The sequence below is a fragment of the Dysosmobacter sp. genome, assembly GCF_052306735.1.
Taxonomy (GTDB): Bacteria; Bacillota; Clostridia; order Oscillospirales; family Oscillospiraceae; genus Oscillibacter.
On record NZ_DAWBAJ010000012.1, the window covers coordinates 12797 to 38751 of the forward strand.

Genomic DNA, 25955 nt, shown 5'->3' on the forward strand with positions numbered 1-25955 from the left:
TGCGGCGGCTCCTGATACCAACACGCACTCCAGTTTATGCACCCGGCGGCGCCGGTGTGCCCGGCCACAATTCCAAAAGGCGCAAAAAGAGGCCGCCGGATGATTCCGGCGGCCTCTTGGGCACTTATTCCTTTGCGGTTCCACGCTGCTCGGCAATGGCCTGGCGGAACATCTCCTCCGTCTGGAGGATGGAGTTTTCCAGGCTGTACTGGTCGGCGTGGTCAGCATAGCGGTGTTCCATCTCCACCCGCTCCTGGGGATGTTCGATCCAGTAGTCGATGCGCTCCGCCAGGGCGTCGCTGTCCCCGGCCGGGAAGAGGCTCCGCTCATCCAGGGCAAACTGGGGGGTGGCGGAGCGGGGCGAGTCGGCGATCACCGGCACCAGACCGCAGGCAAAGGCCTCCATACAGCTCATGGCCTCGATCTCCGCGTCGGAGGTGTGGACATACAGATCCGCCATGTGCAAGAGCTCTATGAGCCGCTTGGGCTCGAAAAAGTCCATGACGATGGGGTTGGGGAGCTTCTCCGCCAGGCGGCGGTACTTCTTCTCCAGGGGTCCCTTGCCCGGGAGGATCACCTGGATCTCCTTGGCGTGGCGGCACTTGGCCGCCGCCTCGATGAGGACGTCCTGGCGCTTTTCCCCGGCGTACCGGCCCACCATCAGCACGTTGAAAAAGCCCTCCATCCACGGCTCCTTGGGGCGCTTTTCATAGAAATACTCCGGGCTGATGCCGTTGGAGATCACATGGAGCTGGGCGGTGTAGCCGTGGTCGCGCAGCTGCTGGGCGATCATGTTGCTGGGGCAGTGGATGTGGGTGAAGCGGTTGAAAAAGCTGTCCCGGAAGCGGTTATAAACGAAGTCGTTGACCCGGCGGCTGTTGCCCAGGTGCAGGGTGAAGGTGATGTTCTCCGGCTGGCAGTGGAAAGCCGCCGTGTGGGGAATGCCCAGCTTTTCCACATGCTTGAGGCCCATGACCCCCAGGGGGGAGGGCATCATGAAGTGCACCACGTCCGCCCAGGCTGCCGCCTTTTCAAAAACATGGCGGTTGGGGATGGCCAGGCGCATGCCCTGGCTGGTGATGAGGTGCTCCACAATGGGGAAAAACTTCATCTGGCGCACGGCGTATTTATAGTCCGCAGGCTTTCCCGTAGCAATGACCCGCACCTGGTTGCCGTGGGCCTGGAGTGCCTGGGCAAACCGCCGGGCGCTGATGGTAGTGCCGTTATTGGCGTCGTCAAACTGGTCGATGACCAACACGATCTTCATAGGATCAAACCGCCTCTCCCTCTCTTTGCAGCGCTTGCATCCGGAGCCTTCAGCTCCGGGCCTCCTGTTCCAGGGCCTTCTCCAGTCCCCGGGCGAACTGATCCGGGCAGGAGGTGGCCTTGAAGCCGCAGCGGATCCCCTTGAGGCGGCGGATGGCCTCCTGGGCGGGCATCCCCTGCACCAGCGTGGCAATGCCCTGGAGGTTGCCGCTGCAGCCTCCCAGCACGTCCAGCTTGCGGATGATGCCCTGCTCGTCCACATCTACCTGCATTTCCTGAGAGCAGACCCCCTGGGGACGGAATGTATATACCATGGTATTCTTCTCCTTTTTTCTGTAAACTTCCAGGCCGAAAAGCAGCGTGCCGAAGAGCTTTCGGCACGCCCGCAACCATACCGGCTCCCGGGGGGCAGCCCCGGCGCCGGGTCAATTTCAGTATTTTAGAATACCATGTTCCGTCAAAAAAGGCAAGCGCCGGTTTTGCCCGGCGCTTGAAACTAACAGGATCTTAACCAGTCTCCATCTCAGGCCTGGCGCCCGGACTGCATCCGCTGCTCCAGCACCAGCCGGTCGGCGATCATGGCGATGAATTCGGAGTTGGTGGGCTTGCCCTTGGCGTTGGAGACGGTATAGCCGAAGAACTTCTGCAGCGTCTCCAGGTCACCCCGGTCCCAGGCCACTTCGATGGCGTGGCGGATGGCCCGCTCCACCCTGGAGGGTGTGGTGCCGAAGCGCTTGGCCACCTCCGGATAGAGGACCTTGGTCACAGCGTTGATGACCTCCATATTGCCCACGGTGATGATGATGGCCTCCCGCAGGTACTGATAGCCCTTGATATGGGCGGGCACGCCGATCTCATGAATGATGGACGTCACCAGATTTTTCAGCTCCGCGGGGGACTGAACCGGCTCCGGCGCCCGGCCCACCGCCGCGTGCATCCGCTCCAGCAGGGCCTCCGCCGTGCAGGGCTTGGTGAGGAAGTAATACGCGCCCAGATCCCGGGCCTCCGCCACCACCCGCTCGTTGCAGAAGGCGGAGAGCAGCAGCACCTGGGGCGGCTGCCCCTCCCGAAGCTCCAGCTCCTTCATGATCCCCAGGCCGTCCAGCCCGGGAAGCACGGTATCCATCACCACCAGGTCCGGTTTTTCCTGCCGGATCCTGCGCAGGGCCTCCGCGCCGTCCCCCACGGCGCCTATGACGGTAAACGCCTCGTCCCCGTCGATGGCCTCCTGCAGCATCGTACGAAATTCCTCATTGGCATCTGCCAGAAATACCCGTTTCCTGTTGTCCATATCTTCCTATCCTTTTCCAAGATTTTAAGATTGACTGACGGGGGAACATGCACCATCCCCCATTGCGACGGATTCATGAAGCTTCAAATCACGTTTTCTATAAATTACCATAAACGGACAGCCTTTGCAACGGGAAACTGTAAATTAATTCCAAAAATCATTCGACATATTTCTTGATTTATCCGTCTTTTTCTGTATTGTAACCGTTTTTATCACATATTTATCCGAAAAAAATGTCAAATTTATGGACACCTGGGAACAAATGTTCCCAGGTGTCCGCCTCTTATGCCGCCGGATTACCGGTCAAACCGCCGGCGGAGAGCATAGTTTCAAGGAAAATTCCATATCCTTTGGTAGGATCGTTCAGCAAAACATGGGTCACAGCGCCCACAAATTTTCCGTTTTGCAGAATGGGGCTGCCGGACATGCCCTGGACGATGCCGCCGGTGATCTCCAGTAGCTCCGGGTCGGTGACGGAGATCAGCATTTCCCGGCCGTCCCCGTTATCTAGCAGCTTGAGGATCTCGATGTCGTATTCCTTCACCTGATCCCCCTCCACATTGGCAAGAATTGTGGCAGCGCCGGTCTGCACCTCGTCAGGAGACGCCACCGGCATGGGCTCTCCCAGCTCCTCCAGCTCCCCGCCGGCGGCCATGGTGCCGAAGATGCCGGCGGTGGTATTGGCGCTGAGCTGGCCCAGCTCGCAGGTCAGGTCAAAGTCCCCCCGCAGTTCGCCCGCCTGGCCCACGGTACCGGGATTCACCGCTTTTACCGTGGAGGGCAGCACAGAGCCGGAGGCAAAGGGCATCAGAAGGGCTGTATCCGTATCGGTGATGCCGTGGCCCAGGGCGCCGAAAGCCCCGGTCTCGGGATCGTAGAAGGTGACGGTGCCGATGCCCGCCATGGAGTCTCGGATCCAGGCACCGATGGCGTAAGCGCCCTGTTCATTCTGTTCCGGCGCCACCGAAAGCGTTAGATTCTGTCCGTCCCGGCGCACCTGCAGGTCTGTGGACGCATCCTGGTTCCCCTGCAGCAGGGACTGGAACTGCTCCGTGGACTCCACGCCCACGCCGCCGCAGCGGACAATGACGTCTCCGGTCTGCAAGCCGCAGTCTCGGGCAGGGGTATCCCCCTCAGTGAGCTTCACCACCAGAACGCCTCTGGAAAACAATTTAATGCCCACCGTGTGGCCCACCGGAACCAACATCTTTGTGGAAGCGGATTGCCCGGCGTCCGCGCTCACGTCGGCCGCACGGGCCGGCATGGAGGCGCACAGCGCCAGGGCCAGAAGGACTGCCGCGCCGCCCCGCAGCAGTCCCCGCGCTTTTTGAAAAATTTCATACATGGAACCACCCCTTTCCAAATAACAGCCGGCAGTCGCTCTCACGTGCCGGCGTGATTATCCTCTGCGGAAAGGCGCCGTTCCACCCATGCAAAAACCTCCAGCGAACCCATGGCAGTCTCTGGCGGATGGCCAGGTTTGGGGCATGCAAAAGACCCCGCAGGTAAAAACCCGCGGGGTCTTCCAAAAATTTTTAATCGCGCTTGTTGAAGATCTTGAAGATCTCCTCAAAGGGGTCATCCTCCGCCTCCTGGGGCTTGACCTCCTCGGCATCCAGGGGCACGGGCTCCGGCACGGCGGAACCGTGGCCCTGCTGTGCCTGCTCGCCGCCTGCCTTGGGCAGGGTAGTGGAAGCGGGTGTCTTGTCGAAGCCGGTGGCAATAACGGTGACCCGGATCTCGTCGTCCATGGTCTCGTCGAAGGTGGCGCCGAAGATGGTGAGGGCATCGGGATGTACCGCCGCCTGCACCAGGGAGGCAGCCTGCTCCACTTCCTCCAATCCGATGTCCATGGAGCCGGTGACGTTGATGAGGACGCCCTTGGCTCCCTCGATGGAGGTCTCCAGCAGCGGGCTGGAGATGGCCATGCGGGCGGCCTCCTCGGCCTTGCCCTTGCCGGCGGCCCGGCCCACGCCCATGTGGGCCATGCCGGCGTTTTTCATGATGGCGGTAACGTCGGCAAAGTCCAGGTTGATGAAGCCGGTGTCCCGGATCAGGTCGGAGATGGACTGCACCGCCTGGCGCAGCACATCGTCGGCAATCTCAAAGGCATTGGCAAAGGTGATCTTCTGATCGGTGGCGTGCTTGAGGCGCTCATTGGGGATGATGACCAGGGAGTCCACCTTGTCCTTGAGCTCGGCGATGCCGGCCTCCGCCTGCTGCATGCGGCGGCGGCCCTCAAAGCCGAAGGGCTTGGTGACCACAGCCACCGTGAGGATATCCATTTCCTTGGCGATCTCCGCCACAATGGGCGCGCCGCCGGTGCCGGTGCCGCCGCCCATGCCGGCGGTGATGAACACCATATCGGTATCCTCCAGGGCCTTGGCGATCTGGTTGCGGCTCTCCTCGGCGGACTTGCGGCCCACCTCGGGATCGGAGCCGGCGCCCTGTCCGTGGGTAAGCTTTTCACCGATCTGGATCTTATAAGTGGCGCTGGACACGTTCAGCGCCTGCTTGTCGGTATTCACCGCCACAAACTCCACGCCCTTGGTCCCAGAGCGAACCATGCGGTTGACGACGTTGTTGCCGCCGCCGCCCACGCCGATGACTTTAATATTGACAACGGTATCGGGACCGGTCTCCAATCCAAATGCCATAGTGGTGCCTCCTACTATCATTTGTGCAAAGGGGCGCCGCCGCCCCTGAAATTTCGCAAGATGCTGTGGTTGCGGATTTAGTTTATTGTATGACACTTTTCCGTCACGGTCAAGGGCTCCGGCGGGTTTTCCACGGGTTTTTTACAAAGAATCTCCCCGCCCCTCAGGGGAAGCGCCCCCGTCCGTCAATTTCCGATAAAATGCACGCTGCCGTCGTCCCAGGTCAGCTCGATGGTGCCCGTCTCGTTGGTCTCCAGTTTTTCGATGGTCTTGAGCAGAGCCCGGATGTCCCGGCTATAGTCGGTGTGGTAGTGCATCTCCACCTGGAAGCGTCCGGCGTAGTCCATGGTCAGGACATCCGCCTCCCCCAGATGCACGGCGTCCACCTGGTCCATCAGCCCCTCCTGATCCAGCTGGCCCAGCAGCGAGAGCAGACTCTCCTGCTTTCTGGCGTACTCCGTCCCCAAAGCCAGGGAGCTCCCCACGGAGGGGGAGAGCAGGGTGCAGCCGTCGATGATGGGATACTGGTCGGCAGCGGCGGCGGCCTTGCGGTCCACGATCTTGCCGGTGGGGCTCACCAGCCAGGCGTTATTCTCCTGCACCACCGCCAGCACAGCGGAGCACTCCTGTACCTCCACCAGCAGCGTGTCCGGCAGCTTGCGATTGATGCGGATGGTCTCGATATAGGGCAGCTCCCCGATGATCTGGTTGGCCACGTCGTACTTATTGAGCAAAAACAGATTGTCGCCGGTCTGGATGCCGGAGGCGTCCAGAATCTGCTGCTGGGTATAGCGCTGCTGCCCTGACACCACCACGGTGTTCACCCGGAAAAAGAGGGTCAGGGCCGCCACGATGGCACCGCAGATCACCAGCATGGACAGCAGCTTATAGAGGAAGCTGAGGCTCCCTCTTCTGCGACGTCCGGAATGTCTGCGTCTTGCCATGATCGTCTACTCCTAATTCTCGTCTGTTTCCTGGCGGATCACGTCCGCTCCCAGTGCCCGCAGGTCCCGGGCGATATCCTCATAGCCCCGGTCAATGTGGTGGAGAGCTCCCACCCGGGTGACACCTTCCGCCCCCAGGGCCGCCACGCACAGCGCCGCACCGCCCCGCAGGTCCGTGGACCGCACGGAGGCCCCGTGGAGCACCGGCGTGCCGAAGACCACCGCCGTGGGGCCCGACACCCGGATCCGGGCGCCCATGCGGGCCATCTCATCCACATGGCGGTAGCGGCTCTCAAAGATCCGCTCTTCAAATACGCTCACGCCCCGGCAGCGCAGCAGCGCGGCCATCAGCACCGCCTGGGCGTCGGTGGGGAAGCCGGGATAGGGTGCCGTGCGCACAGGCCCAACGCCTCCCAGCCGTCCCCGGCAGCGGCAGGCGATTCCTCCGCCGTCTGCCGTGACGGTGCAGCCCGCCTGGCGCAGAAGGTCGGTGAGGGTGGCCAGGTGGTCTTCCCGGGCCCGGCGCAGGTACACCTCTCCTCCGGCAGCTCCCGCCGCGCAGAGATAAGTAGCCGCTACGATGCGGTCAGGCATGCATCGGTAAGTACACCCGTGCATGGGCGCGCCCCCCTCCACCCGCACAGTGGAGCTGCCCGCTCCCCGGACCCGGGCGCCGCAGGCGTTGAGGAAGTTCTGCAGATCCTCGATCTCCGGCTCCCGGGCGGCGTTGGAGATGACGGTGGTACCCTCTGCGGCGCAGCCCGCCAGCATCAGATTCTCCGTGGCCCCCACGGAGGGCAGGCCCAGCACGATCTCGCTTCCCCGCAGCCGGGGCGCCGTACAGTGGAGGAAGCCCCCCTCCTCCCGGATGGCCGCCCCCAGCTGCCTGAGGCCCTGCAAGTGCAGGTCGATGGGCCGGGGGCCCAGCTCGCAGCCGCCTGGGTAGCTGAGCTCCGCCCGGCCCCACCGGCCCAGAACGGCTCCCAGAAAAATGGCGGAGGAGCGCATCCGGCGCATCAGCTCCTCGGAGATGGCACACCCGTCCATGGAGGCGGTGTCCACCACCAGACTGTCCCCCTCCCACCGGGCGATGCAGCCTAAGTACCGCAAGATGGCAATGGAGGCGTCCACATCCCGCAGCCGGGGGCAGCCCTCCAGCACCACCTGGCCTCTTGCCAGCAGTGTGGCCGCCAGGATGGGCAGCACGCTGTTCTTGGCTCCCTGGATGGGAACCTCCCCCCCCAGGGGGCGGCCGCCGGTGATCAATAGCTCGCTCATAACGATCCCTCCACGCAAGAATGGTTCAACAGTCCATCCTATGGAGGGAAAAGGCGTGTGGTTACCCGGAGATCTCCAGGATCAGCTGCAAAATCCGCTCCGCCGCGTCCCGGATCCCCAGGGAGGCCATGGCTGTTTCCATGGAAGATCGCCGGGTTTCGTCATGGAGGATGCCGCAGGCGATCCGGAAGAGCTCCTGGCCGGAGGAATCCGCCTCCAGCACCACGGCGGCGCCCCCCGCCTGCTCCAGCACCCGGGCGTTTTTCTCCTGGTGGTTATTGGTGACGTAGGGAGAGGGCACCATCAGTGCCGGGACGCCCAGGGCCGTCAGCTCGCTGATGGTGGAGGCCCCCGCCCGGCAGATCACCAGATCCGCCGCCCGCATCACCGGGGCCATGTCGTAGATATACTCCCGCATCTCCAAGGCCGGATGGGCGGCAAGATCCACCCCCTTTTCCGCCAGCAGCTGCCGCATCATTTCATAACCGGAGGCTCCGGCGGCGTGGATGTGGTGGAAGGGCTCCCCCGCCGCCTCCAGCGCCAGGAAATCCGCCATCTGCCGGTTCATGCCGGAGGCCCCCAAAGAGCCCCAGAAGGAGACGATGAGAGGCCGGCCGTCGTCCAGGCCCAGCTTGCGCTTGGCCTCCTCTTTGGTGAGCTGGAAGAAGTCCTCCCGCACCGGCGTACCGGTGACGATGACCTTGTCCGGGTGGCGGTAAAAGGCCCGGCAGGCCTCAAAGCCCACCATGACCCGGTTTGCGTAGGGTTCCAGCATCCTGGTGGTGAGGCCGGGGACCATGTTGGACTCGTGGACCGCCGTGGGGATCCCGGCCTTGGCCGCCGCCTTCACCATCGGGTAGCTGGCGTAGCCGCCGGTACCGATGACGGCCCGGGGCTGAAATTCCTTCAAAATGGCCCGGGCCTCGTGAGGGGCCCGCACCAGATTGGCCGCGGAAATGAAGTTATGCCGGATCTCCGCCGGACGCATGGAGCGGTGGAAGCTGGAAATATGGACCGTCTCAAAGGGGTAACCCGCCTTGGGCACCAGGTCCTTTTCCAGGCCCCGCTCCGCTCCCACGAACAAAAACTCCGCCTCCGGATCCCGCTCCCCCAGAAGCTGGGCCAGGGCGATGGCGGGGTTCACATGCCCCGCCGTGCCGCCGCAGGTAAAGATCCAGCGGTGTGGATTTCTCTCCAATGTTGCCATGTCTCCCGTTCCTTTCCCGGCGCTATCCGGCCTTGGTGGGCCGCATCTGCCGCGACACCGACAGCACGATGCCCATTTCCGCCAGCTGCATGGAAAGGGCCGTGCCGCCGTAGCTGAAAAACGGCAGTGAGATACCGGTGGTGGGCAGAAGGCCCGTCACCACGCCGATGTTCAAGAAGGTCTGCAGTGCAATGAGGGTGATGATACCCACCACCATGAGGCTGCCGAAGCGGTCCCGGGCGTGGAGGGCGATCCAGTAGCCCCGGAGGATCAGCGCCGCAAAGAGCAGCATGATGATGCCGGCGCCGATGAGGCCCAGCTCCTCGCAGACGATGGCGAAGATGAAGTCGTTGTGCTCCTCCGGCAAAAACATGAACTTCTGGCGGCTCTTGCCCAGGCCCACCCCCAGAAGGCCTCCTGAACCGATGGAGAGGAGGCTCTGGGAGAGCTGGTAACCGGATCCCTGGGCATCCTCCCAGGGATCCAGCCAGTAGGTGATGCGGGAAGCGTTGTATCCAATCACGAACAGCACGAAATACATCATGGCCGCCGCTGCCCCCAGGGCGCCGCCCACCCAGGCCCAGTTGATGCCGCCCACCAGCATGATGACGGCACCGGCGCCCATGATCAGGATGGCACCGGAGAGGTGGGGCTCCAGCAGCACCAGTCCGCCCACCAGCATCAGCAGCAGGGCGTAGGGCAAAATACCGTAGCGGAAGGTGTGCATCTTATCCTTCTTCTTGGAGATACTGTCGGCGAAATACAGCACGATGGCCACCTTGGCGATCTCCGAAGGCTGGAAGGTCAAAAGCTCGCCGACGCCCAGCCAGCGCCGGGCGTTGTTGCGCACCAGGCCAATGCCGGGGATCAATACCAGGGCCAGCAGCACCACCGTCACAAAGAGGGCGGGCTTTGCCAGGGCCCGGAAGCGCTGGTAGTTGATCTTGCCGATAAAGAGCATGGCCGCCACACCCATGATGGCAAAGACCCCTTGGCGGGTGAAGTAGTGGGTGGGGTCGTCGGTCTCATAGTAGGCGGAGGGGAAACTGGCGGAGAGCAGCATCACAAGGCCGATGGCCGTCAGCAGCAGCACCAGCAGCAAAAAGGGCAGATCCACGGGGCCTTTTGCCAGTTCCCGGCTCTGCTGCTCCATCTCCCGCTGGTGGTCCCGGCGGCGCTGGCGCTCCAGGGCTTCCTCCCGGGACAGGGGACGCCGGCGGGGCCGCTGGGACGCGGGTCTTTGCTGTGCCGGGCGGCGCCGGTTGGCGGGTGTCGTCCTGGTCATATCTGCTCCCTCCTTTCCCTGAAATCACATGGTCAATGGGCCTTAGAACCGCCCCTGCACGCCGATGTACGCCAGCACGCAGAAGAGGAAGGTCACCGTGGAGAACACCGCCACCAGCTTTGCCTCACTCCAGCCGGAGAGCTCCAGATGGTGGTGCAGCGGCGCCATTTTGAAAAAGCGCTTGCCATGGGTGGCTTTGAAATAGGTCACCTGGATGATATCGGACATGGTCTCTGCAATGTAGATGATGCCCACGGGGATCAAAATCAGGGGCATGTCGAAGGCAAAGCCCAACGCCGCCACGGCACCCCCCAGGAAGAGGCTGCCGGTATCCCCCATGAAGGTCTTGGCGGGGTGGTGGTTATAGACGAAGAACGCCGCCAGTCCTCCCAGCAGGGCGGAGGAGAACACACCCAAGGTGGTGTACTTCCACAGCGCCGCCACGGACACAAAGAAGGCCGCCACCACAAAGGTGACGCTGCAGGCCAGGCCGTCGATGCCGTCGGTGAGGTTCACGGCGTTGACACAGCCTACAATGACGAAGGCCGCGAAGATCAGGTACAGGATCCAGTTGACCTGCACCGTGGTGTTGACAAAGGGGATGTAGAGGTGGTTGGTCAAAAGCCCCTCGTAGCGCATGAGTACCAGGAACACCACCGCTGCCGCCAGCTGCAAAATGAACTTCTGCCGGGCGGTGAGGCCCTCGTTTTGGTGTTGGCGCACCTTGCGGTAATCATCCACAAAGCCGATGAGGCCGAAGCACAGAGCGAAGAGGTACACGTAGAGGTGTACGAAGTCGCCGGAGAGCATCTGCCCCCACCCGGCGGCGAACACCGCCACGCCGGTGCCGATGATGAACATGATGCCGCCCATGGTGGGGGTGCCCGCCTTGGACATGTGCCAGGTGGGGCCGTCCGCCCGGATCTCCTGGCCGGCTTTGAGCTTGCGCAGCTCCGGAATCAAAAACTTACCGATGAGCAGCGTCAGCACAAAGCTGATCGCCACCGCCAACAGCGTTTCAGACATAGTCTCTCTCCTCCACAATTACGCCGGACACACACCGGCCTTTGGTACGTATTTGGGGAAACTCCCGGCGATCACTTGCCCGCCAGGTAGTCCGCCACGATCTCCCGCTCATCCATGTGGTGCTTCACATGATTGATCTCCTGATAAGTTTCGTGGCCCTTGCCGCACAGGGCAATGACGTCCCCGCTTTGGGCATGGTCCAGCGCCCAGTGGATGGCCTCCACCCGGTCCTCGATGACCACATAGGGCGTCTTGCTGCCCTCCAGTCCCGGCAGGATGTCGGCGATGATATCGGCTGGCTTCTCCGTGCGGGGGTTGTCGGAGGTCACCACCACGAAGTCCGCGATGTCCGCGGCGATCCTTCCCATCTTGGGGCGCTTGGTCTTATCCCGGTCGCCGCCGCAGCCGAAGAGGGCGATGGTGCGGCCCTTGGCAAAGCCCTTGACGCTGGTGAGGACGTTCTCCAGCCCGTCGGGGCTGTGGGCGTAGTCGATGAGGACGGTATAGTCCTTGCCGGGGGTGGGTACCACCTCCACCCGGCCCTTGACGTGGGGCACGCGGGAGAGGGCGTCGGCGCTCTTTTCCAGGGAAATCCCCAGGGCCAGGGCCGCCCCCAGCACATCCAGGGTATTATATACCATAAATCCGCCGGGAATGCCAACGGATACTGCCGCCCGCTTTTCCGCCGTCACCGCGTCGAAGGTGATGCCCTCGGAACCCAGGTGGATGTTCTCCGCCCGCAGGTCCGCCTCCGCCTTCTCCCCGTAGGAGAACTTGCGGCAGGTGGCGTTTTGCATCAGCCGGGGCGCCCAGGGGTCGTCGGCGTTGTACACGCCCACGTCGCACCGGGAGAACAGCAGCGCCTTGGCATCGCAGTAGGCCTCCATGGTCTTGTGGAAGTCCAGGTGATCCTGGGTGAGGTTGGTGAAGATGCCCACGGCGTAGTGTACGCCGTACACCCGGTCCAGCACCAGGGCGTGGGAGGAGACCTCCATTACCACGTGAGTGCAGCCTGCATCCCGCATTTGGGCAAAGAGGGCCTGGAGCTCAAAGGACTCCGGCGTGGTGCGCTCCGTGGGGATCACCTGGGTGCCGATCATGTTCTGGTTGGTGCCGATGAGGCCCACCTTGGCCCCCGCCTCCTGCTCCAGAATGGCCTTGAGGAGGTAGGTGGTGGTGGTCTTGCCGTTGGTGCCTGTGACGGCCACCATGGTCATGCTGTCCGCCGGATGGCCGAAGAAGTTGGCCCCCAGCACCGCCAGGGCCCGGCGGGAATTTTCCACCACCACGCAGGGCACGGCCTCCGCCGGGGCGTGCTCACACAGCACCGCCGCCGCGCCGGCAGCCACGGCCTTGCCGATGTAGGCATGGCCGTCGGTGGCGAAGCCCGTCATGGCCACGAACAGATCCCCAGGCTTGGTGGTTCGGGAGTCGTAGCTGACACCGGTGATCTCCATTTGGGGATCTGCCGTGGTGGAGAGAACGGGAATATCCCGCAGCAAGTCTTGAAGTTTCATCCGTACACGCTCCTTGTCACATTGCAAAGGTGGGGCAGGTCTCCGCCTGCCCGTCAGGCTCCATTATAGCCGGGAAAAAACGCAGAGTATACGGCGCAGACTGCCCTGTTCCTTGCAAAACCTGCCCTCAGTCCGCGCTGGAGGACTGGCTGCCCATCTGCACGGTGATGACGGTACCCGCCTTTACCTGGGTGCCCGGGGAGGTGTCCTGGCTGATGGCATAGACATTGCCCGAGCTGGAGGAAGTGGCACCGGTGACCTTCATGATGAGCCCCGCGTTGGTGATGGCCTCGTTGGCCGCCGCCGCGGACTTGCCCACCACGTTGGGAACCGTACAGGGTGTGTCGGGTTTCTCCGCCCCCAGGTAGAGCACAATGGTGGCGTTGCTGGGTACGATGGCGCCGCCTACGGGGGTCTGGTCCGTGACGGTGGCCCCGTTGCCCACGGTGCGGACGCTGAATCCTATGGAAGTAAGCTTCTCCTTGGCGTCTTCCAGGGACTTGCCCACCACATTGGGCACGGTGGTCTCCGCGGCGGCCAGATCCTGGGAGGTGTAGTCCGGCTCCACCCCCAGGATGGGCAGGATCTCACTCATGATCTGGCTGGCGGTGGGAGCCACCATGTTGCCGCCGGAGGGATAGGTTCCGGTGGTACGGCTGGGGGTATCCATGGTGATGAGCATGATGTACTGGGGATCGTCCGCCGGGGCAAAGCACATGAAGGAGACCACGATGTCGCCCTTGGGGTTGCTGGCGGTCTTGGAGCCGGTCTTGTCGGCGGTACCGGTCTTGCCGCCGATGCGGTAGCCCGCCACCTGGCCGTTGCGGCCGGTACCGGAGGAGACCACGTACTCCAGGCACTCCCGGACCTTGGCGGAGGTCTCCTCGCTGATGACCTGGCGCACCGGGGTGCTCTCGTGCTGGCTGATGATGTTGCCGTCATCGTCCAGGATCTGATCCACCAGATAGGGGGTATACAGGTAGCCGCCGTTGATGGTGGCCGCCTGGGCCCGGATCAGCTGCAGGGGCGTGATGTTGAAGGTCTGGCCGAAGGAGTAGGAGGCCAGGGACACCACGTTGGAGTTGAAGTCCTTCTCCGAGGCGAAGATGCCCCCGGAGACCTCCGCCGGCAGATCCACGCCGGTGGACTCCATGAAGCCGAAGGACTTGAGATACTGGTAATAAGTCTGGGTGCCGATCTTGAGGCCCATGGTAATAAAGGCCGGGTTGCAGGAGTTGCTGGTGGCGGTTTTCAGATCCTGCACACCGTGGCCGGAGTGGTTGGAGCAGTAGATGGGCTTGTTCCAGCCCTGAACCCTGATGGACCCGTTGCAGGTGAAGGTGGTGTTCATGGTCACCTTCCCCTCCTCCAGGGCGGTGGCCAGGGTCACAGGCTTGAAGGTGGAGCCGGGCTCGTAGGTATCCTGATAGCACTTGTTGCGCCACTGCTTGAGCTGGGCGGCTCCCAGGGCTTCGTTATATTCTTTGGAGCCCTCCGTAAGGCCCTCCAGCGTGGCCAGGAGCTTTTCGTCGGTGACGGTGCTGTAATCGTTGGGATCGTAATTGGGGTAAGAGGCCATGGCCACGATGGCGCCGGTGTTGACGTCCATGACGATGCCGGTGGCACCGTTTTTGGCGTCGAACTTCTTCACCATGCTCTCGATGCCCTTTTCCAGGTAATACTGGACATTGACATCCAGGGTCAGCACCAGGTTGCCGCCGTTTTCCGCGTCGTAATACTGCTCATAGTTAAAGAGCAGGGGCTGATTGTAGTTGTTCTTGGCTGTGACCGTCAGTCCGGCGGTGCCGGTGAGGACGCTGTCATACTGCGCCTCCAGGCCGTAGGCGCCGATGTTGTCGGCGTTGACGAAGCCCAGTACATTGGAGGCCAGGGAGCCGTAGCGGTAGTAGCGCTTGGTGTTGGGCCGCAGGAAAATGCCCCGCAGGGACCGCTGCTGATCCTCCGGCACCGCGTTGCCCTCGTCGTCGATCTCGCCGTTGATAAAGCGGCGCACCTCGTCGGCCACGTCCTGCTCCGCCTTTTTCACCAGCTCCTGATACTGGGTCTCGGTCTTCTCCATCTTGGTGAGGATCGTCTCCTCATCCAGTCCCAGGATCCGGGAAAGGCCCCGGGCAATATAGCTCTGGTCCAGCACCTCCGGCGGGGTGTAGGACTCGCCCTTCTCCTCCGCCTCTTTCGCCGCTTCCTCGATGGCGTCCTCCTGGTCATCCACAAAGGCCTGGATCTCCAGGGGAGAGAGGAAGATCAGCTCCGCCGTGGCGGATTCCGCCAGAACGTTGCCGCCGCTGTCATAGATGGTGCCCCGGGAGGCGGTGACCACGGTGCTGGCCGTCTGCTGGGCCACCGCCTTTTCCTGCAGCTCCGCATGCTGGCGGATCTGCAGGTCGTAGAGCTTCCAGAAGAGGGCCAGGAATGTCACCACGCCCAGTAGGGACATGATCAGCACCGTCCGGCTTCGGATGACCTGATTGGCCCGCCGGGCGGCATCACTTTTTCTGCGAGGGTTGTTTGCCATGGTCTGTTCCTCCCCGCCGGGGCGCTTCCCCGGCAGCCGCAATATCAAAGCAAGGAGTAAGAAGCCACACCTTCTTACTCCTTACCGTCGTTCCATATATAGTGCGCTTTAATCGAAATATTCCACAACAGCGTAGATCCCGTGGTTCAAAGACGAGAGCAGCTGGCTGAAAAAGCCCGGCTCCTCCTGCTGGTAGACCACGGCGGTATCTCCGTCGGAGAGGTCGATGTAGCCGATCTGGCCGCTGGAGGGGCGGCTCATGCCGGCGGCCTCCGACGCCTCCTTCACGGCGTCCAGGTCGAACATCTGCTCATACTGGTTGGAAAGGTTCATGTTCTCCGTCTGCAGCGTGGCAAGCTGGCTCTGGAGCTCCACCGTCTCAGCGGAGAGCACCGTCAGCTGGATGTAGCTCATCAGCACCACCACCGCCAAAGCGGCCACGGCGCCGAAGCCCAGCACGGAGAGGACAGACACGTGCTGCCGCTGGCGCACCTGTACCTGAGAGACGCTGCGTACCCGGGGCTGTTCCGCTGCTTTTTCCTGCCGCCGGGGCAGCTCGCCGGCGTGGCGCAGCTCCCGCTCCCGCAGCTCCCGGTCCAGATCGTAAGCCAGATCGCCGTATACGGCGCTCCGGCTGTTATAGCGCAATTTTCCCGCCGCAGATGCCACAGCTGCTTCCTCCTCTGATCACACACTACTCAAAACAGCCTGCCGGAGAGCTTGTCCCCTTACAGGTCGAAATCATCACACTTTTCCGCCACCCGGAGCTTGGCGCTGCGGGCCCTGGGGTTCTCCTCCAGTTCCGCCGCTCCCGACACCACGGGCCGTCGGGTCAAAATCTTGATTTTGGGCTTCTTCCCGCACACGCACACCGGAAACTCCGGCGGGCAGGTGCACCCTTTCGCCATCTCCTGCAGCGTCCGCTTGACGATCCGGTCCTCCAGGGAGTGGAAGGTGATGACCGCCAGCCGGCCGCCGGGATTCAGCCCGTCCACCGCCGAGCGGAGCATGGGCTCCAGGGCGTCCAGCTCCCCGTTCACCGCGATGCGGATGGCCTGAAAGCTGCGCTTGGCCGGATGCTGCTTTTCCCGCAGGGCCGCAGGGGGCATGGCCCCCTTGATGATCTCCACCAGCTCCAGGGTGGTGGCAACGGGCGCCGTCTCCCGGGTACGGACGATGGCCTTTGCAATGGCGGGGGCGTAGCGCTCCTCGCCGTAATCGTAGAGGATCCGCCGCAGCTCCTCATAGCTCCAGGTGTTCACCACCTCGTAGGCGCTCAGGGGAGCGGAGCGGTCCATGCGCATGTCCAGCGGGGCGTCCTGCATGTAGGAAAAGCCCCGGCTGCCGTCGTCCAGCTGGGGGGACGACACCCCAAGGTCAAAGAGCATCCCGTCGGCGCCGGTCACCCCGGCCTGCCGCAGTACGCTCTCCAGTTCCGAAAAATTGCTGTGGACCAACGTCACGCGGTCCAGATACGGGGCCAGGCGCTCCTTGGCGGCGTCGATGGCCGCCATGTCCCGGTCGATGCAGATGAGCCGGCCGGTGGTCAACCGCTTTGCGATCTCCCGGGAGTGGCCCGCCCGTCCCAAAGTCCCGTCCACGTACACGCCGTCGGGCCGGATGGCCAGGGCGTCGATGCACTCGTGGAGCAGCACCGGCTTGTGTGTATATTCCATAGGCCCTTACCCCCGGCTGCGGCGCACCCGCGCCAGGGCGTCCATGGCGGCGGCCATGCCGTTGCTCTCCAGCAGGCTCTGCTCCCGCTCCTCCCAGGTCTGCTGGTCCCAGATCTCCGCGAAGGAGTTGAGGCCCACGATGGTGGCGGTCTTCTTGAGGCCCGCGTAAGCGCGCAGGTTGGCGGGGATCAGCACCCGCCCCTGGCCGTCCGGCTCGCACTGGACGGCGTTGGCATACAGCAGTGTCAGGGCCCGGGCCTCGGTATAGCTGAGGTCGTCCATCTCATCGGACATCTGCTCCCACTTGGCCTGGGGATAAATGGTCAGGCAGTGCTCGGCGCCGATGGTGATATAAAAGGTGTCTCCCAGGGCTTCCCGCATGGAGGAGGGGATCACAAGACGGCCCTTGGCGTCGATGCTGTTGTTGGACTTGCCCAGAAGCCTTGCCATGGCCGTATCCCCCCTTTGCCCGTTTTTTTGGGTCTGAATGGGGATTCTCTGACACTTTCCTGTCCCAATTACCCACAAATCCCCACCGCTTGATTTGAGTATAAGCGAATCACCCCTGGATTGCAAGGATTTTTTTCCTGGCTAAAATCCCCAAAACGGTGTAAAAAAGGGTGGTTTTGCGTCTAAAACAGCAAAATAAAACAGTCGTTCGATTCTCTCCGGCACGGTTTACGTAAAATAGGACGGAACCTTTGGCACAAGATATTGTGTCAAGGGTTCCGTCCTATTTAAATTCATCGCAAGATATGGGAATATTCCGAAAAGTTTCCCGTATTCTGTTGTAATTTTTCACAAAATTTTTGCCGCGTTTTCGGCAGGGAATTTCTTCCGGCGTCAGTCCTCCGGGTCGGAGGCCTCCTCCCGCCCGTCCAGCTTGTCCCGCTGCTCCTGCAGCTTGGCGGCGGAGGCGGTGCGGAAGCGCACCCGGGACTGCTTGACCTCGTCCAGAGCGGCCTGAACGGCCTCCTCCGTGCGGGCCAGGGCATCCTCGGCGTACTCGTTGGCCACCTGGCACAGCTGACGGGAGCGGTCCTCGGCCCGGGCGATGATCTGACGGGCCTTCTCCTTGGCGGCGTAGAGCACCTCGCTGTCAGAGACCTTGGTCTTGGCGTCCAGCTCCGCCTGGCGCATCATGCGGTCCACATCCCGCTTGGCCTCGTCCACAAATTTCTCCCGGGCGGCCAGCAGCTCCTGGGCCCGCTTGATCTCCACAGGCAGCTGGGCCCGCAGCTCGTCCAGAAGATCCAGCATTTCGTCCCGGTCCACCATGCTCATATTGGGCTTGAGGGCAGGGGATTTTGCATTTTCGATGTGCTCGTAGAGCATATCGATCAAACGACTCACATCATTGGCCATACCGACTCATCCTTCCTTCTTCTCCGTCATTTCGCGCACCAGGGGGATAATGGGCGCGGGCAGGTACCGTTCCAGCGGCTGATGGTAACGGATCATCTCCCGGACCATGGAGGAGCTGAAATGCTGATACTCCGCGCTGGCAGGCAGCAGCAGCGTCTCCAGTTGGGGATAGATGCCCCGGTTGATGAGGGCCAGCTGGTACTCCCCGTCGAAGTCCGAGGTGTTGCGCACCCCCCGGACGATAGCCGTGGCGTGATGGTCCACGGCGAAGTCCGCCAGGAGCCCCGGCCACAGCTCCGCCTCCACATTGGGAAGCTCCGCCACGGCGGTGCGCACCAGCAGGAGCTTCTGCTCCGGGGTAAACATCTGGCTCTTCTTCTCGGCGTTGGGACTGACACACACGCAGACCCTGTCAAAACAGGCAGCGGCCCGGCGGATAATATCCATATGCCCCAGTGTGATGGGGTCGAAGCTGCCTGAACAAATGGCTGTTCTCATGGGTGTTGCTCTCCGATTTCCTCGTTTGCGGCCCGGTGGATCACGGTCAGGCCGATCTTGCCGTACCGGTAAGTCCGATGGATCCGGTAGGGCGCGCATACCGGCGGCAGCGTCCGCTCCGCCGGATGTTCCGCCACAATTATACCATGCGGATTGAGAATGTCAAACGTTGTAAGATGCTCGATTGCAGGTTCCAGCAGTCCCGCCGCGTAGGGCGGATCCAGCAGCACGATGTCGAAGTGCTCCCGGAGGCTTTTCAGGTACTCCATGGAGTCCCCGGCCACCACCCGGGCCCGGTCCGTCAGCTCCGTCACCTTGAGGTTTTCCCGGATCAGCTTCACGGCGTCCGCCCGGCGGTCCACAAACACCGCCTGCGCCGCCCCCCGGGACAAACACTCAATGCCCAGCTGCCCGGTTCCGGCGAAGAGGTCCAGCACCCGGCGGCCCTCAAGGTCAAACTGGAGAATGCTGAACATGGCCTCCTTCACACGGTCTGTGGTGGGACGGGTCTCCATCCCCTCCAGCTCCCCGAGCCTGCGGCCCCTGGCCGTTCCGGTAATTACTCGCATCCCGCCTTCTCCTTTCTCTCCCTGCGCCGGCGCAGGAAGCCGGCGGCCAGATACAGCGCAAGGCCGCTCCATACAAATCCGAATAAAACCCCGTAGGCGGCGGTGAATTTCTCCCGGAACACCGCCACGGACACCAGAAACTGCAGCGTGGGGTTCACATACATCAAGATTCCCGACAGGCTCATGGGGGTCGTCTTGATCCCCCTGGCAAAAAACAGCAGCGGCACCGTGGTGGCGATGCCGGAAAGGGGCAGCAGCAGCCACTGCCAGCCGGAGAGGACCCCCACGGCTCCCGTTCCCCGGGCCTCCGCCCACAGGAGATACGCCAGGGCAAAGGGGGCCAGGGTCAGGGTCTCCACCAGGACGGAGACCTCCGCCTCCGCCCGGACACCCTTTTTCACGGCCCCGTAGACGGCAAAGCTGCCGCCGATCACCAGCGCCATCCAGGGGAACTGGCCGTGGCCCACCACCGTCACCACGATGCCCGCAAAGGTCACCGCCACAGAGAGCCACTGCAGTGGCGAGAGCCGTTCCCCGAACACCGCCGTGCCCAGCACCACCGCCAGAATGGGGTTCATGTAGTAGGCCAGGCTGGCGTCCAGGGCATGTCCGCCGTTGACGGCCCAGATGTAGACTCCCCAGTTGATGCAGATGAACACGCCGGAGAGCATCATGCGCACCAGCGCTCCCCGGTCCCGGCAGGCCTCCGCCACCGTTCCCAGCCGGCGCCGGGCGGCAAGCAGAACCAGTAAAAATGCCACCGACGCCACGATCCGCGCCGAGAGCACATACAAGGCGTCCACCGCCGCAAGCATATGCCAAAAAATGGGAAGCACGCCCCAGATGACATAGCACCCCAGCACGCAAAGAGGTCCGCGGTTGCGCGTCATGGCCTCTCTCCTCCCGCCCCGCTGCGGCGCCTGGCCGCAGGTTGTGAATTTATCCTATTTTACGGCAAATGTATCCGCATTTCAATAGGCGGCCATCCTGTTTTTAGGGCTTGTGCTTTACTGGGAAATCGTTTATAATAAAAATCTAAAAATATGGACACTTCCCCCCGCGTTTTTTTATAGAGCAGCCGGACGCGGCCCCGGGCCGCATCCGCCAATACTGGGAAAGAAAGGACGTTCTCATGATTCAATTCAAATCCGATCAAGGTGAGATCTCCGTCAGCAGCGCCGTGTTCTCCAACATCACCGGCATTGCCGCCACCAACTGCTTCGGCGTCAAGGGCATGGCCTACCGCTCCATGACCGACGGCCTGGTGCACCTGCTGCGCCGGGAGGCCATGAGCAAGGGTGTCAGCATCACCTATCACGAAGACGGCTCCGTCTCCATTGAGCTGCACATCATCGTGGAAAACGGCGTGAATCTTCCCGCCGTGTGCCGCTCCATCATGAACGAGGTGCGGTATGTGGTCACCAAAAACACCGGCGTCCCTGTGAAGGCTGTGGACGTGTGCGTGGATTCCATGACCCTGTGAGGGAGGAAATAGAGGAAAATGAACGAACAAATCACCGGCGTTCTCTTCAAACAGATGGTGCTTCACGGCGCCGCGGCCATCACGGCCCAGAAGCAGGCCATCAATGACCTGAACGTGTTCCCTGTGCCGGACGGCGACACCGGCACCAATATGTCCATGACCATCGGCACCGCCGTGACGGAGCTGCGCAAGACCACCCCCACCACCGTGGACCAGGCCGCCTCCGTCACCGCCTCCGCCCTGCTGCGGGGCGCCCGGGGCAACTCCGGCGTCATTTTGTCCCTGCTCTTCCGGGGCCTTTCCAAAGCCCTCAAGGGCAGGGAAACCTGCGACGCCGCCGCCTTTGCCGCCGCCATGCAGGAGGGTGTCAGCGCTGCCTACAAGGCCGTCATGAAGCCCGCCGAGGGCACCGTGCTCACCGTCTCCCGTCTGGCCGCCAAGCAGGCCGTGGATACGGCCGCGCAGGAAAAGGACGTGGAAAAAGTGCTGGAGGAAGCCATCCAGGCCGGCCACGAGGCCCTGGCCCAGACCATCGAGATGAACCCCGTGCTGAAAAAGGCCGGCGTGGTGGATGCCGGCGGCAAGGGGTATCTGCTGATCCTGGAGGGCATGCTGGCGGAAATGCGGGGCGAGCCCATGCCGGAGGTAGGCGACGACGGCGAGCCGGAGAAGGAAAAGGCCGACTTTGCCATGATGGCCGCCGAGGAGATCACCTTCGCCTTCGACACGGTGTTCATCGTCCGCAAGTCCAATCCCGACATCTCTCTGGAGCCCCTGCGCACCTATTTGAACAGCATCGGCGACAGCCTGGTCATCGGTGAGGACGACGAGGCCTTCAAGGTTCACGTCCACACCAACATCCCCGGCTCCGCCCTGAATGAATCCCAGAAGTACGGCACGCTGGAGCTGGCCAAGATCGAGAACATGCGCACCCAGGCGGACGATCTGGCCGCCGGCAAGCATGTCCAGAGCACCGACGACCTGGACGCCGTGGAAAAAGAGCTGGAGTCCGGCGAGGGTGTTCAGGAGGAGGGCCACGTGGTGGCCGCTCCGGAAAAGCCCTACGGCTTTTTGGCCGTGTGTGCCGGTGAGGGCCTGGCCGCTGTGTTCCGGGACCTGGGCGCCGACGGCGTGGTCTCCGGCGGACAGACCATGAACCCCTCCACCGAGAGCATCCTGGAGGGTGTGGACAAGATCCCCGCCGAGACGGTGTTCGTCCTGCCCAACAACGGCAACATCATCATGGCCGCCCAGCAGTGCGACGCCCTGACGGATAAGCACGTGGTGGTCATCCCCTCCAAGACGGTGCCCCAGGGCATCACCGCCATGATGAACGTGGACTTCGAGGCGCCGGACGCCCAGTCCATCACCGACGCCATGACGGAATCCCTCTCCACCGTCACCACCGCCCAGATCACCTACGCCGCCCGGGATTCCGACTTCGACGGCTTCGACATCAAGGCCGGGGACTACCTGGCCTTGCAGGAGGGCAAGCTCTTCGGCACCGACGGCGACCTGAACGCCCTGCTCCACGCTCTGGCTCAGAGCGCTCTGGAGCATGCAGCCTCCTTCATTTCGCTGTACTTCGGCGAGGATGTGACGGAGGAAGACGCCAACGCCGCCGCCAAGGTCTTTGAGGAGACCTGCCCCGAGGCGGAGGTAGCCGTCCTCTCCGGCGGCCAGCCTGTGTACTATTATATCATCTCCATGGAATAAGCCCCGGCGGGGCATTCCAATCAAAAAGCGGCGGGAAGTTCCCGCCGCTTTTTTGTATTCTTCACTTGTGCTCTTCCGTCTGGGCCGCGCTCTCCCGGGCTCGACGGCGGCGGATCACCCGCCAGGCGATAACGCCGCCCACCACCAGCACCACCACCGGCACCCAAATGTAGGCCAGCAGCACCGCAAGGCCTTCCAGCACGTCCACAAAGCCGTTCCAGCCGGAGCGGAACGCCGCTCCCATGCGGCTGGCAAAACCCTGGGCAGGCTCCTCCACGTTGGAGAGCTGATACACCTCCTCCAGGGAGATGTTGACGGTGGAGTAGTCCACCAGGGAGTCGTAGCTGCGCAAGGTGCCCGTCAGCTGCTCGATGGTCAGCTCCGTGTCGGAGATGGCGGACTCGATGGTGATGATATCCTCCATGTTCTCCGCCTGTGCCAGGAGGGTCTGGAGCCGCTCCAGCTTGGTCTGCTGGGTGACGAGACGGCTCTCGGTGTCGTAATACTGCTCACTGATGTTCTGGCTGTTCTCCTCCTGCCGGACGATGTGACACAGCTTTCCCACCTGGGTCAGCAGGTTCTGGTACTGCTCCGCCGGGACCCGGATGGTATAGTAGGCACTGCGGTAGTCCCCGCCGTAGTTGTAGACAGAGGCCGTCTCAAAGTAGCCTCCCATGTCCTCCACCAGCTGCCGCAATCCAGCGGCGGCATCGTCAAAGGCGGTGGTCTCCACCTGCATATCCATGGTGTAGATCATCTTGGCGTCCTGGAGCCGGCTGTCCGTCCCGCCGCCCTCCTGGGCCTCTTCGCTCTCCATGGGCGCCATGGCCATGGCGCCGTTCATCCCGCCGCCGCTGTCGGAGCCGGTCTCCGCGGTGGCCGTGTCCATAGCCGCAGAATCACTGGCGGCAGTTTCTCCGCTGGCAGCGCCGCAGCCCGCCAGGGTCAGCATCAGAGCCAGCGCCAGAACCCATACCAAACCTCTTTTCATCCGAAAGCCCTCCTTTTCTTTGGGTGGGCCGCAGTCTTCCCTCTGCAGCCCTTTGTCCATATAGACGGGATTTGGCTCAAAACGTTCCACGCCCGGGAAAGTTTTTTCCAGCAGTTGTCTTTTTTCTCCAGTGGGACTACAATAGAAAAAGAGCCGGCGCTCAGGCGCCGGCCATGATGAGAAAAATCGGAGGGATTTACCTATGACTTATCAGGAAGTTCTGGAACAGGCCCGCGGCTGCGTGGGGCCCTACTGCAAGTCCTGTCCCGTGTGCAACGGCCTGGCCTGCCGCAACACCATCCCCGGCCCCGGCGCCAAGGGCATCGGCACCGGCTTTATCCGCAACTATCAGAAGTGGCAGGAGCTGTGTGTCAACATGGACACCATCTGCGAAAACAAACCCGCAGACACCTCCCTCACCGTCTTCGGCAAGACCGTGGACATTCCCGTGTTCGCCGCACCCGTGGGTGCCATGCAGCTCCACTACGGCGACAAGTACGACGACCTGGCCTACAATGACATTCTGGTCTCCGCCTGCGCCGCGGCGGGCATTGCCGCCTTTACCGGCGACGGCACCAACCCCGCCGTCATGGAGGGTGCCGCCAGCGCCCTGAAGAAGAACGGCGGCTGCGGCGTTCCCACCATCAAGCCCTGGAACATGGACTTGATCCGGGAGAAGATGGAGCTGGTGAAGGCCGCCGATCCCTTTGCCATCGCCATGGACATCGACGCGGCAGGCCTGCCTTTCCTGCAGAACATGACTCCTCCCGCCGGCAGCAAGACCGTGGAGCAGCTCAAGCAGATCGTCGCCTGGGCGGAGAAGCCCTTCATCCTCAAGGGCATCATGACCGTTGCCGGTGCCAAGAAGGCCCTGGAGGCCGGTGCCCAGGGCATCGTGGTGTCCAACCACGGCGGCCGGGTTCTGGACCAGTGCCCCTCTACCGCCGAGGTGCTCCCTGCCATCGCCGACGCCGTGGGCGGCAAGCTCACCATCTTTGTGGACGGCGGCATCCGCACCGGCATGGACGTGTTCAAGGCCCTGGCCCTAGGTGCCGACGCGGTGCTCATCGGCCGTCCCTTCGTGAACATGGTCTACGGAGGCGGTGCCGAGGGTGTGAAGGTCTTTGTGGACAAGCTCAAGGCGGAGCTTGCCGACACCATGGCCATGTGCGGCGCCCACTCCCTCTCCGACATCAACCGCTCCATGCTTTACGGGTTCTGATCCTCCCTACATCTTCCCCAAAACGCAGCACACCCTCCGGACAGCTGTCCGGAGGGTGCTTTTTTCCATATGAAGTTCTGCGTCCGTTCAGGCGACCGGAGCAGCGCATCAGAAGACGCACCGGCAGGTGAAGCACACCCCGTCGGGGCCGGTGGCCTCCATCAAATACTCGTCCTCCCCGACCCGGAAGCCGGAGAGTGCCAGCTCCTGGCCCAGCTTGGCCTCCTTGCTGTAGTTGAGGTAGAACTCCCGGGGCATCCGCTCCTGATAGGGGGAGGGCAGATAGTCCCAGATGACATCCCCGTAGTTGCCGCTGTACAGGTGGCCGTTGCCGTCCAGATCCGACCACATCACCCGGCGCTTCCCCAGATCCTCCAGCCCCTCGTGGGGCAGCACGATCTTGCAGGGCTCCGGACAGTCCAGCTCCGGAGCGTGGTTTTCCAGCTTCCGGGCGGAGAAGGAGGACGGCCGCAGGATCCGGCGGGTCTTGGGATCTACCAGGATCCAGTCGCTCTTGTAGTCCACGCACACATTTCCCGCCTTGTCCCGGGTCTCATAGTGGCGGCACATGTGGGCACCCTTGACCCCCGCCTCCCAGGTGGTGGTGGTGACCACTTCCCCCGCCATGGGGCTGCGGTGGATCCGCAGGGCGATGCGGGAGAGGAGAAATACCTCCCCCTTCTCATAGAGCTTTTCATAGGGCAGCCCCCGGGCATCGTAATCGTAGCCCGCCATGGCGGCAGCCTTGCTCAAAAGCGTGCCCACCCGGGCCCGGCGGCGGCAGTCACACTCCGCAAAAATCAGTTCCTCCTGACGGCTGTAGGATTCCTCCGTCAGCTCCTGATGAAAACTTTCCAATTCCACTTTCGTTCCGCTCCTCTCCGGCCCCAGGGCCATCCGATATTCACATATTTTGTCTGTGATGATACCACCATTTTCCCCGTTGTGCAAGCGGCGGTGATTGACTTTTCCCTCCGGCCCCGCTATGATGGAGGTACCAACATAACCAAGGAGGAACCATCATGAAAACCGTGATTGCCACCACCAACGCCCCCGGCGCCATCGGCCCCTATTCCCAGGGCTTCGAGGTCAACGGCATCGTCTATACCTCCGGCCAGATTCCCGCCGACCCCGCCACCGGTGCAGTTCCCGAGGGCATTGCCGCCCAGGCCGAGCAGAGCTGCAAGAACGTGGGCGCCATCCTGGAGGCCGCCGGCTCCAGCTTTGAAAAGGTCTTCAAGACCACCTGCTTCCTGGCGGATATGGGCGACTTTGCTGCCTTCAACGAGGTGTACGCCAAGTTCTTCACCTCCAAGCCCGCCCGCAGCTGCGTGGCCGTGCGGGAGCTGCCCAAGGGCGTCCTGTGCGAGATCGAGGCCATCGCCGAGAAGTAATACCTACCCGTCCGGTAAAGCCACAGCAGCGGGG

At 62.7% G+C, this 25955-nt stretch carries 25 protein-coding genes; 4 read left to right on the forward strand and 21 right to left on the reverse strand.

All coding sequences use genetic code 11. The features are described from left to right. Positions 1 to 124: 124 nt before the first annotated feature. The 19 genes from ACT67G_RS04925 to rarD all read right to left on the reverse strand — a co-directional run bounded on the left by ACT67G_RS04925 (position 125) and on the right by rarD (position 20005). Positions 125 to 1267 (reverse strand): glycosyltransferase, encoded by a 1143-nt coding sequence (locus ACT67G_RS04925; RefSeq protein ID WP_326214766.1) that lies wholly within the window; start codon positions 1265 to 1267, stop codon positions 125 to 127. 49 nt (positions 1268 to 1316) lie between these two features. Continuing rightward, complete coding sequence (locus ACT67G_RS04930) at positions 1317 to 1580, reverse strand: TIGR03905 family TSCPD domain-containing protein (protein WP_325246070.1); 264 nt, start codon at positions 1578 to 1580, stop codon at positions 1317 to 1319. 209 nt (positions 1581 to 1789) lie between these two features. After that, positions 1790 to 2557 (reverse strand): sporulation transcription factor Spo0A, encoded by a 768-nt coding sequence (gene spo0A / locus ACT67G_RS04935; RefSeq protein WP_443663248.1) that lies wholly within the window; start codon positions 2555 to 2557, stop codon positions 1790 to 1792. Positions 2558 to 2840: 283 nt separating this feature from the next. Further along, positions 2841 to 3902: a SpoIVB peptidase gene (gene spoIVB / locus ACT67G_RS04940; protein ID WP_443663249.1), complete on the reverse strand. Its 1062-nt coding sequence runs from the start codon at positions 3900 to 3902 to the stop codon at positions 2841 to 2843. Positions 3903 to 4092: 190 nt separating this feature from the next. After that, positions 4093 to 5214 (reverse strand): cell division protein FtsZ, encoded by a 1122-nt coding sequence (ftsZ, locus tag ACT67G_RS04945; protein ID WP_326214762.1) that lies wholly within the window; start codon positions 5212 to 5214, stop codon positions 4093 to 4095. Between the two features lie 185 nt (positions 5215 to 5399). Then, positions 5400 to 6158 (reverse strand): cell division protein FtsQ/DivIB, encoded by a 759-nt coding sequence (locus ACT67G_RS04950; protein WP_325247314.1) that lies wholly within the window; start codon positions 6156 to 6158, stop codon positions 5400 to 5402. Positions 6159 to 6170: 12 nt separating this feature from the next. Beyond that, the gene (murA, locus tag ACT67G_RS04955) at positions 6171 to 7436 is read right to left on the reverse strand and encodes a UDP-N-acetylglucosamine 1-carboxyvinyltransferase (RefSeq protein WP_443663250.1); all 1266 of its coding nucleotides are present in this window, start codon (positions 7434 to 7436) and stop codon (positions 6171 to 6173) included. Between the two features lie 61 nt (positions 7437 to 7497). Continuing rightward, entirely contained in the window at positions 7498 to 8643 is a 1146-nt protein-coding gene (murG, locus tag ACT67G_RS04960) for an undecaprenyldiphospho-muramoylpentapeptide beta-N-acetylglucosaminyltransferase (RefSeq protein WP_443663251.1), read from the reverse strand. A 22-nt stretch (positions 8644 to 8665) separates the two neighbouring features. Further along, a complete protein-coding gene (ftsW, locus tag ACT67G_RS04965) occupies positions 8666 to 9928 on the reverse strand; it encodes a putative lipid II flippase FtsW (protein WP_443663252.1) in 1263 nt (420 codons plus the stop codon). A 42-nt stretch (positions 9929 to 9970) separates the two neighbouring features. After that, positions 9971 to 10954: a phospho-N-acetylmuramoyl-pentapeptide-transferase gene (mraY, locus tag ACT67G_RS04970; RefSeq protein WP_325244784.1), complete on the reverse strand. Its 984-nt coding sequence runs from the start codon at positions 10952 to 10954 to the stop codon at positions 9971 to 9973. A 71-nt stretch (positions 10955 to 11025) separates the two neighbouring features. Then, positions 11026 to 12471 (reverse strand): UDP-N-acetylmuramoyl-L-alanyl-D-glutamate--2,6-diaminopimelate ligase, encoded by a 1446-nt coding sequence (locus tag ACT67G_RS04975; protein ID WP_443663253.1) that lies wholly within the window; start codon positions 12469 to 12471, stop codon positions 11026 to 11028. A gap of 127 nt (positions 12472 to 12598) precedes the next feature. Next, positions 12599 to 15007, reverse strand: a complete 2409-nt coding sequence (locus ACT67G_RS04980; RefSeq protein WP_443663255.1) for a penicillin-binding transpeptidase domain-containing protein — start codon at positions 15005 to 15007, stop codon at positions 12599 to 12601. Positions 15008 to 15115: 108 nt separating this feature from the next. After that, positions 15116 to 15676, reverse strand: coding sequence for a hypothetical protein (locus ACT67G_RS04985; protein WP_325246928.1), 561 nt, complete (start codon positions 15674 to 15676; stop codon positions 15116 to 15118). A 59-nt stretch (positions 15677 to 15735) separates the two neighbouring features. Next, positions 15736 to 16683 carry a 16S rRNA (cytosine(1402)-N(4))-methyltransferase RsmH gene (gene rsmH / locus ACT67G_RS04990; RefSeq protein ID WP_443663257.1) on the reverse strand — a complete coding sequence of 316 codons (948 nt, stop codon included), beginning with the start codon at positions 16681 to 16683 and terminating at the stop codon, positions 15736 to 15738. A 6-nt stretch (positions 16684 to 16689) separates the two neighbouring features. Further along, complete coding sequence (gene mraZ / locus ACT67G_RS04995; RefSeq protein WP_326214750.1) at positions 16690 to 17133, reverse strand: division/cell wall cluster transcriptional repressor MraZ; 444 nt, start codon at positions 17131 to 17133, stop codon at positions 16690 to 16692. Positions 17134 to 17526: 393 nt separating this feature from the next. Continuing rightward, the gene (locus ACT67G_RS05000) at positions 17527 to 18048 is read right to left on the reverse strand and encodes a hypothetical protein (protein ID WP_325246931.1); all 522 of its coding nucleotides are present in this window, start codon (positions 18046 to 18048) and stop codon (positions 17527 to 17529) included. A gap of 6 nt (positions 18049 to 18054) precedes the next feature. Then, a complete protein-coding gene (gene coaD / locus ACT67G_RS05005) occupies positions 18055 to 18546 on the reverse strand; it encodes a pantetheine-phosphate adenylyltransferase (RefSeq protein WP_325246932.1) in 492 nt (163 codons plus the stop codon). Next, positions 18543 to 19115, reverse strand: a complete 573-nt coding sequence (gene rsmD, locus ACT67G_RS05010) for a 16S rRNA (guanine(966)-N(2))-methyltransferase RsmD (RefSeq protein WP_443663258.1) — start codon at positions 19113 to 19115, stop codon at positions 18543 to 18545. Before rsmD ends, coaD begins: the two co-directional genes overlap by 4 nt. Next, on the reverse strand, positions 19106 to 20005 hold the full coding sequence (gene rarD, locus ACT67G_RS05015) for an EamA family transporter RarD (protein WP_443663260.1): 900 nt from the start codon (positions 20003 to 20005) through the stop codon (positions 19106 to 19108). The genes rsmD and rarD overlap by 10 nt, the downstream gene beginning before the upstream one ends. 242 nt (positions 20006 to 20247) lie before the next feature. Here rarD and ACT67G_RS05020 point away from each other — a divergent pair, with 242 nt between their 5' ends. Together ACT67G_RS05020 and ACT67G_RS05025 are read left to right on the forward strand one after the other, a co-directional pair. Then, a complete protein-coding gene (locus ACT67G_RS05020) occupies positions 20248 to 20598 on the forward strand; it encodes an Asp23/Gls24 family envelope stress response protein (protein ID WP_325246935.1) in 351 nt (116 codons plus the stop codon). Between the two features lie 18 nt (positions 20599 to 20616). Next, complete coding sequence (locus ACT67G_RS05025) at positions 20617 to 22314, forward strand: DAK2 domain-containing protein (protein ID WP_443663262.1); 1698 nt, start codon at positions 20617 to 20619, stop codon at positions 22312 to 22314. 61 nt (positions 22315 to 22375) lie between these two features. Here the strand turns inward: ACT67G_RS05025 and ACT67G_RS05030 are convergent, their stop codons facing one another. Beyond that, positions 22376 to 23305, reverse strand: a complete 930-nt coding sequence (locus ACT67G_RS05030; RefSeq protein WP_443663263.1) for a DUF4349 domain-containing protein — start codon at positions 23303 to 23305, stop codon at positions 22376 to 22378. 202 nt (positions 23306 to 23507) lie between these two features. Here ACT67G_RS05030 and ACT67G_RS05035 point away from each other — a divergent pair, with 202 nt between their 5' ends. Then, positions 23508 to 24527: an alpha-hydroxy-acid oxidizing protein gene (locus tag ACT67G_RS05035; RefSeq protein ID WP_325246938.1), complete on the forward strand. Its 1020-nt coding sequence runs from the start codon at positions 23508 to 23510 to the stop codon at positions 24525 to 24527. 108 nt (positions 24528 to 24635) lie between these two features. On the opposite strand, the gene ACT67G_RS05040 is transcribed toward ACT67G_RS05035, so the two are convergent. After that, positions 24636 to 25391: an acyl-[acyl-carrier-protein] thioesterase gene (locus ACT67G_RS05040; protein WP_325246939.1), complete on the reverse strand. Its 756-nt coding sequence runs from the start codon at positions 25389 to 25391 to the stop codon at positions 24636 to 24638. A gap of 158 nt (positions 25392 to 25549) precedes the next feature. On the opposite strand from ACT67G_RS05040, the gene ACT67G_RS05045 reads away from it, so the two are divergent. Continuing rightward, positions 25550 to 25921, forward strand: a complete 372-nt coding sequence (locus tag ACT67G_RS05045; protein WP_326214737.1) for a RidA family protein — start codon at positions 25550 to 25552, stop codon at positions 25919 to 25921. Positions 25922 to 25955: the final 34 nt, after the last annotated feature.

Excerpts from the sequence above, each read along its gene's own strand:
- ACT67G_RS04925 (WP_326214766.1), bottom strand. The coding sequence starts at position 1,267 with ATGAAGATCGTGTTGGTCATCGACCAGTTTGACGACGCCAATAACGGC.
- ACT67G_RS04930 (WP_325246070.1), bottom strand. The coding sequence starts at position 1,580 with ATGGTATATACATTCCGTCCCCAGGGGGTCTGCTCTCAGGAAATGCAG.
- spo0A (WP_443663248.1), bottom strand. The coding sequence starts at position 2,557 with ATGGACAACAGGAAACGGGTATTTCTGGCAGATGCCAATGAGGAATTT.
- spoIVB (WP_443663249.1), bottom strand. The coding sequence starts at position 3,902 with ATGTATGAAATTTTTCAAAAAGCGCGGGGACTGCTGCGGGGCGGCGCG.
- ftsZ (WP_326214762.1), bottom strand. The coding sequence starts at position 5,214 with ATGGCATTTGGATTGGAGACCGGTCCCGATACCGTTGTCAATATTAAA.
- ACT67G_RS04950 (WP_325247314.1), bottom strand. The coding sequence starts at position 6,158 with ATGGCAAGACGCAGACATTCCGGACGTCGCAGAAGAGGGAGCCTCAGC.
- murA (WP_443663250.1), bottom strand. The coding sequence starts at position 7,436 with ATGAGCGAGCTATTGATCACCGGCGGCCGCCCCCTGGGGGGGGAGGTT.
- murG (WP_443663251.1), bottom strand. The coding sequence starts at position 8,643 with ATGGCAACATTGGAGAGAAATCCACACCGCTGGATCTTTACCTGCGGC.
- ftsW (WP_443663252.1), bottom strand. The coding sequence starts at position 9,928 with ATGACCAGGACGACACCCGCCAACCGGCGCCGCCCGGCACAGCAAAGA.
- mraY (WP_325244784.1), bottom strand. The coding sequence starts at position 10,954 with ATGTCTGAAACGCTGTTGGCGGTGGCGATCAGCTTTGTGCTGACGCTG.
- ACT67G_RS04975 (WP_443663253.1), bottom strand. The coding sequence starts at position 12,471 with ATGAAACTTCAAGACTTGCTGCGGGATATTCCCGTTCTCTCCACCACG.
- ACT67G_RS04980 (WP_443663255.1), bottom strand. The coding sequence starts at position 15,007 with ATGGCAAACAACCCTCGCAGAAAAAGTGATGCCGCCCGGCGGGCCAAT.
- rsmH (WP_443663257.1), bottom strand. The coding sequence starts at position 16,683 with ATGGAATATACACACAAGCCGGTGCTGCTCCACGAGTGCATCGACGCC.
- mraZ (WP_326214750.1), bottom strand. The coding sequence starts at position 17,133 with ATGGCAAGGCTTCTGGGCAAGTCCAACAACAGCATCGACGCCAAGGGC.
- ACT67G_RS05000 (WP_325246931.1), bottom strand. The coding sequence starts at position 18,048 with ATGGCCAATGATGTGAGTCGTTTGATCGATATGCTCTACGAGCACATC.
- coaD (WP_325246932.1), bottom strand. The coding sequence starts at position 18,546 with ATGAGAACAGCCATTTGTTCAGGCAGCTTCGACCCCATCACACTGGGG.
- rsmD (WP_443663258.1), bottom strand. The coding sequence starts at position 19,115 with ATGCGAGTAATTACCGGAACGGCCAGGGGCCGCAGGCTCGGGGAGCTG.
- rarD (WP_443663260.1), bottom strand. The coding sequence starts at position 20,005 with ATGACGCGCAACCGCGGACCTCTTTGCGTGCTGGGGTGCTATGTCATC.
- ACT67G_RS05020 (WP_325246935.1), top strand. The coding sequence starts at position 20,248 with ATGATTCAATTCAAATCCGATCAAGGTGAGATCTCCGTCAGCAGCGCC.
- ACT67G_RS05025 (WP_443663262.1), top strand. The coding sequence starts at position 20,617 with ATGAACGAACAAATCACCGGCGTTCTCTTCAAACAGATGGTGCTTCAC.
- ACT67G_RS05030 (WP_443663263.1), bottom strand. The coding sequence starts at position 23,305 with ATGAAAAGAGGTTTGGTATGGGTTCTGGCGCTGGCTCTGATGCTGACC.
- ACT67G_RS05035 (WP_325246938.1), top strand. The coding sequence starts at position 23,508 with ATGACTTATCAGGAAGTTCTGGAACAGGCCCGCGGCTGCGTGGGGCCC.
- ACT67G_RS05045 (WP_326214737.1), top strand. The coding sequence starts at position 25,550 with ATGAAAACCGTGATTGCCACCACCAACGCCCCCGGCGCCATCGGCCCC.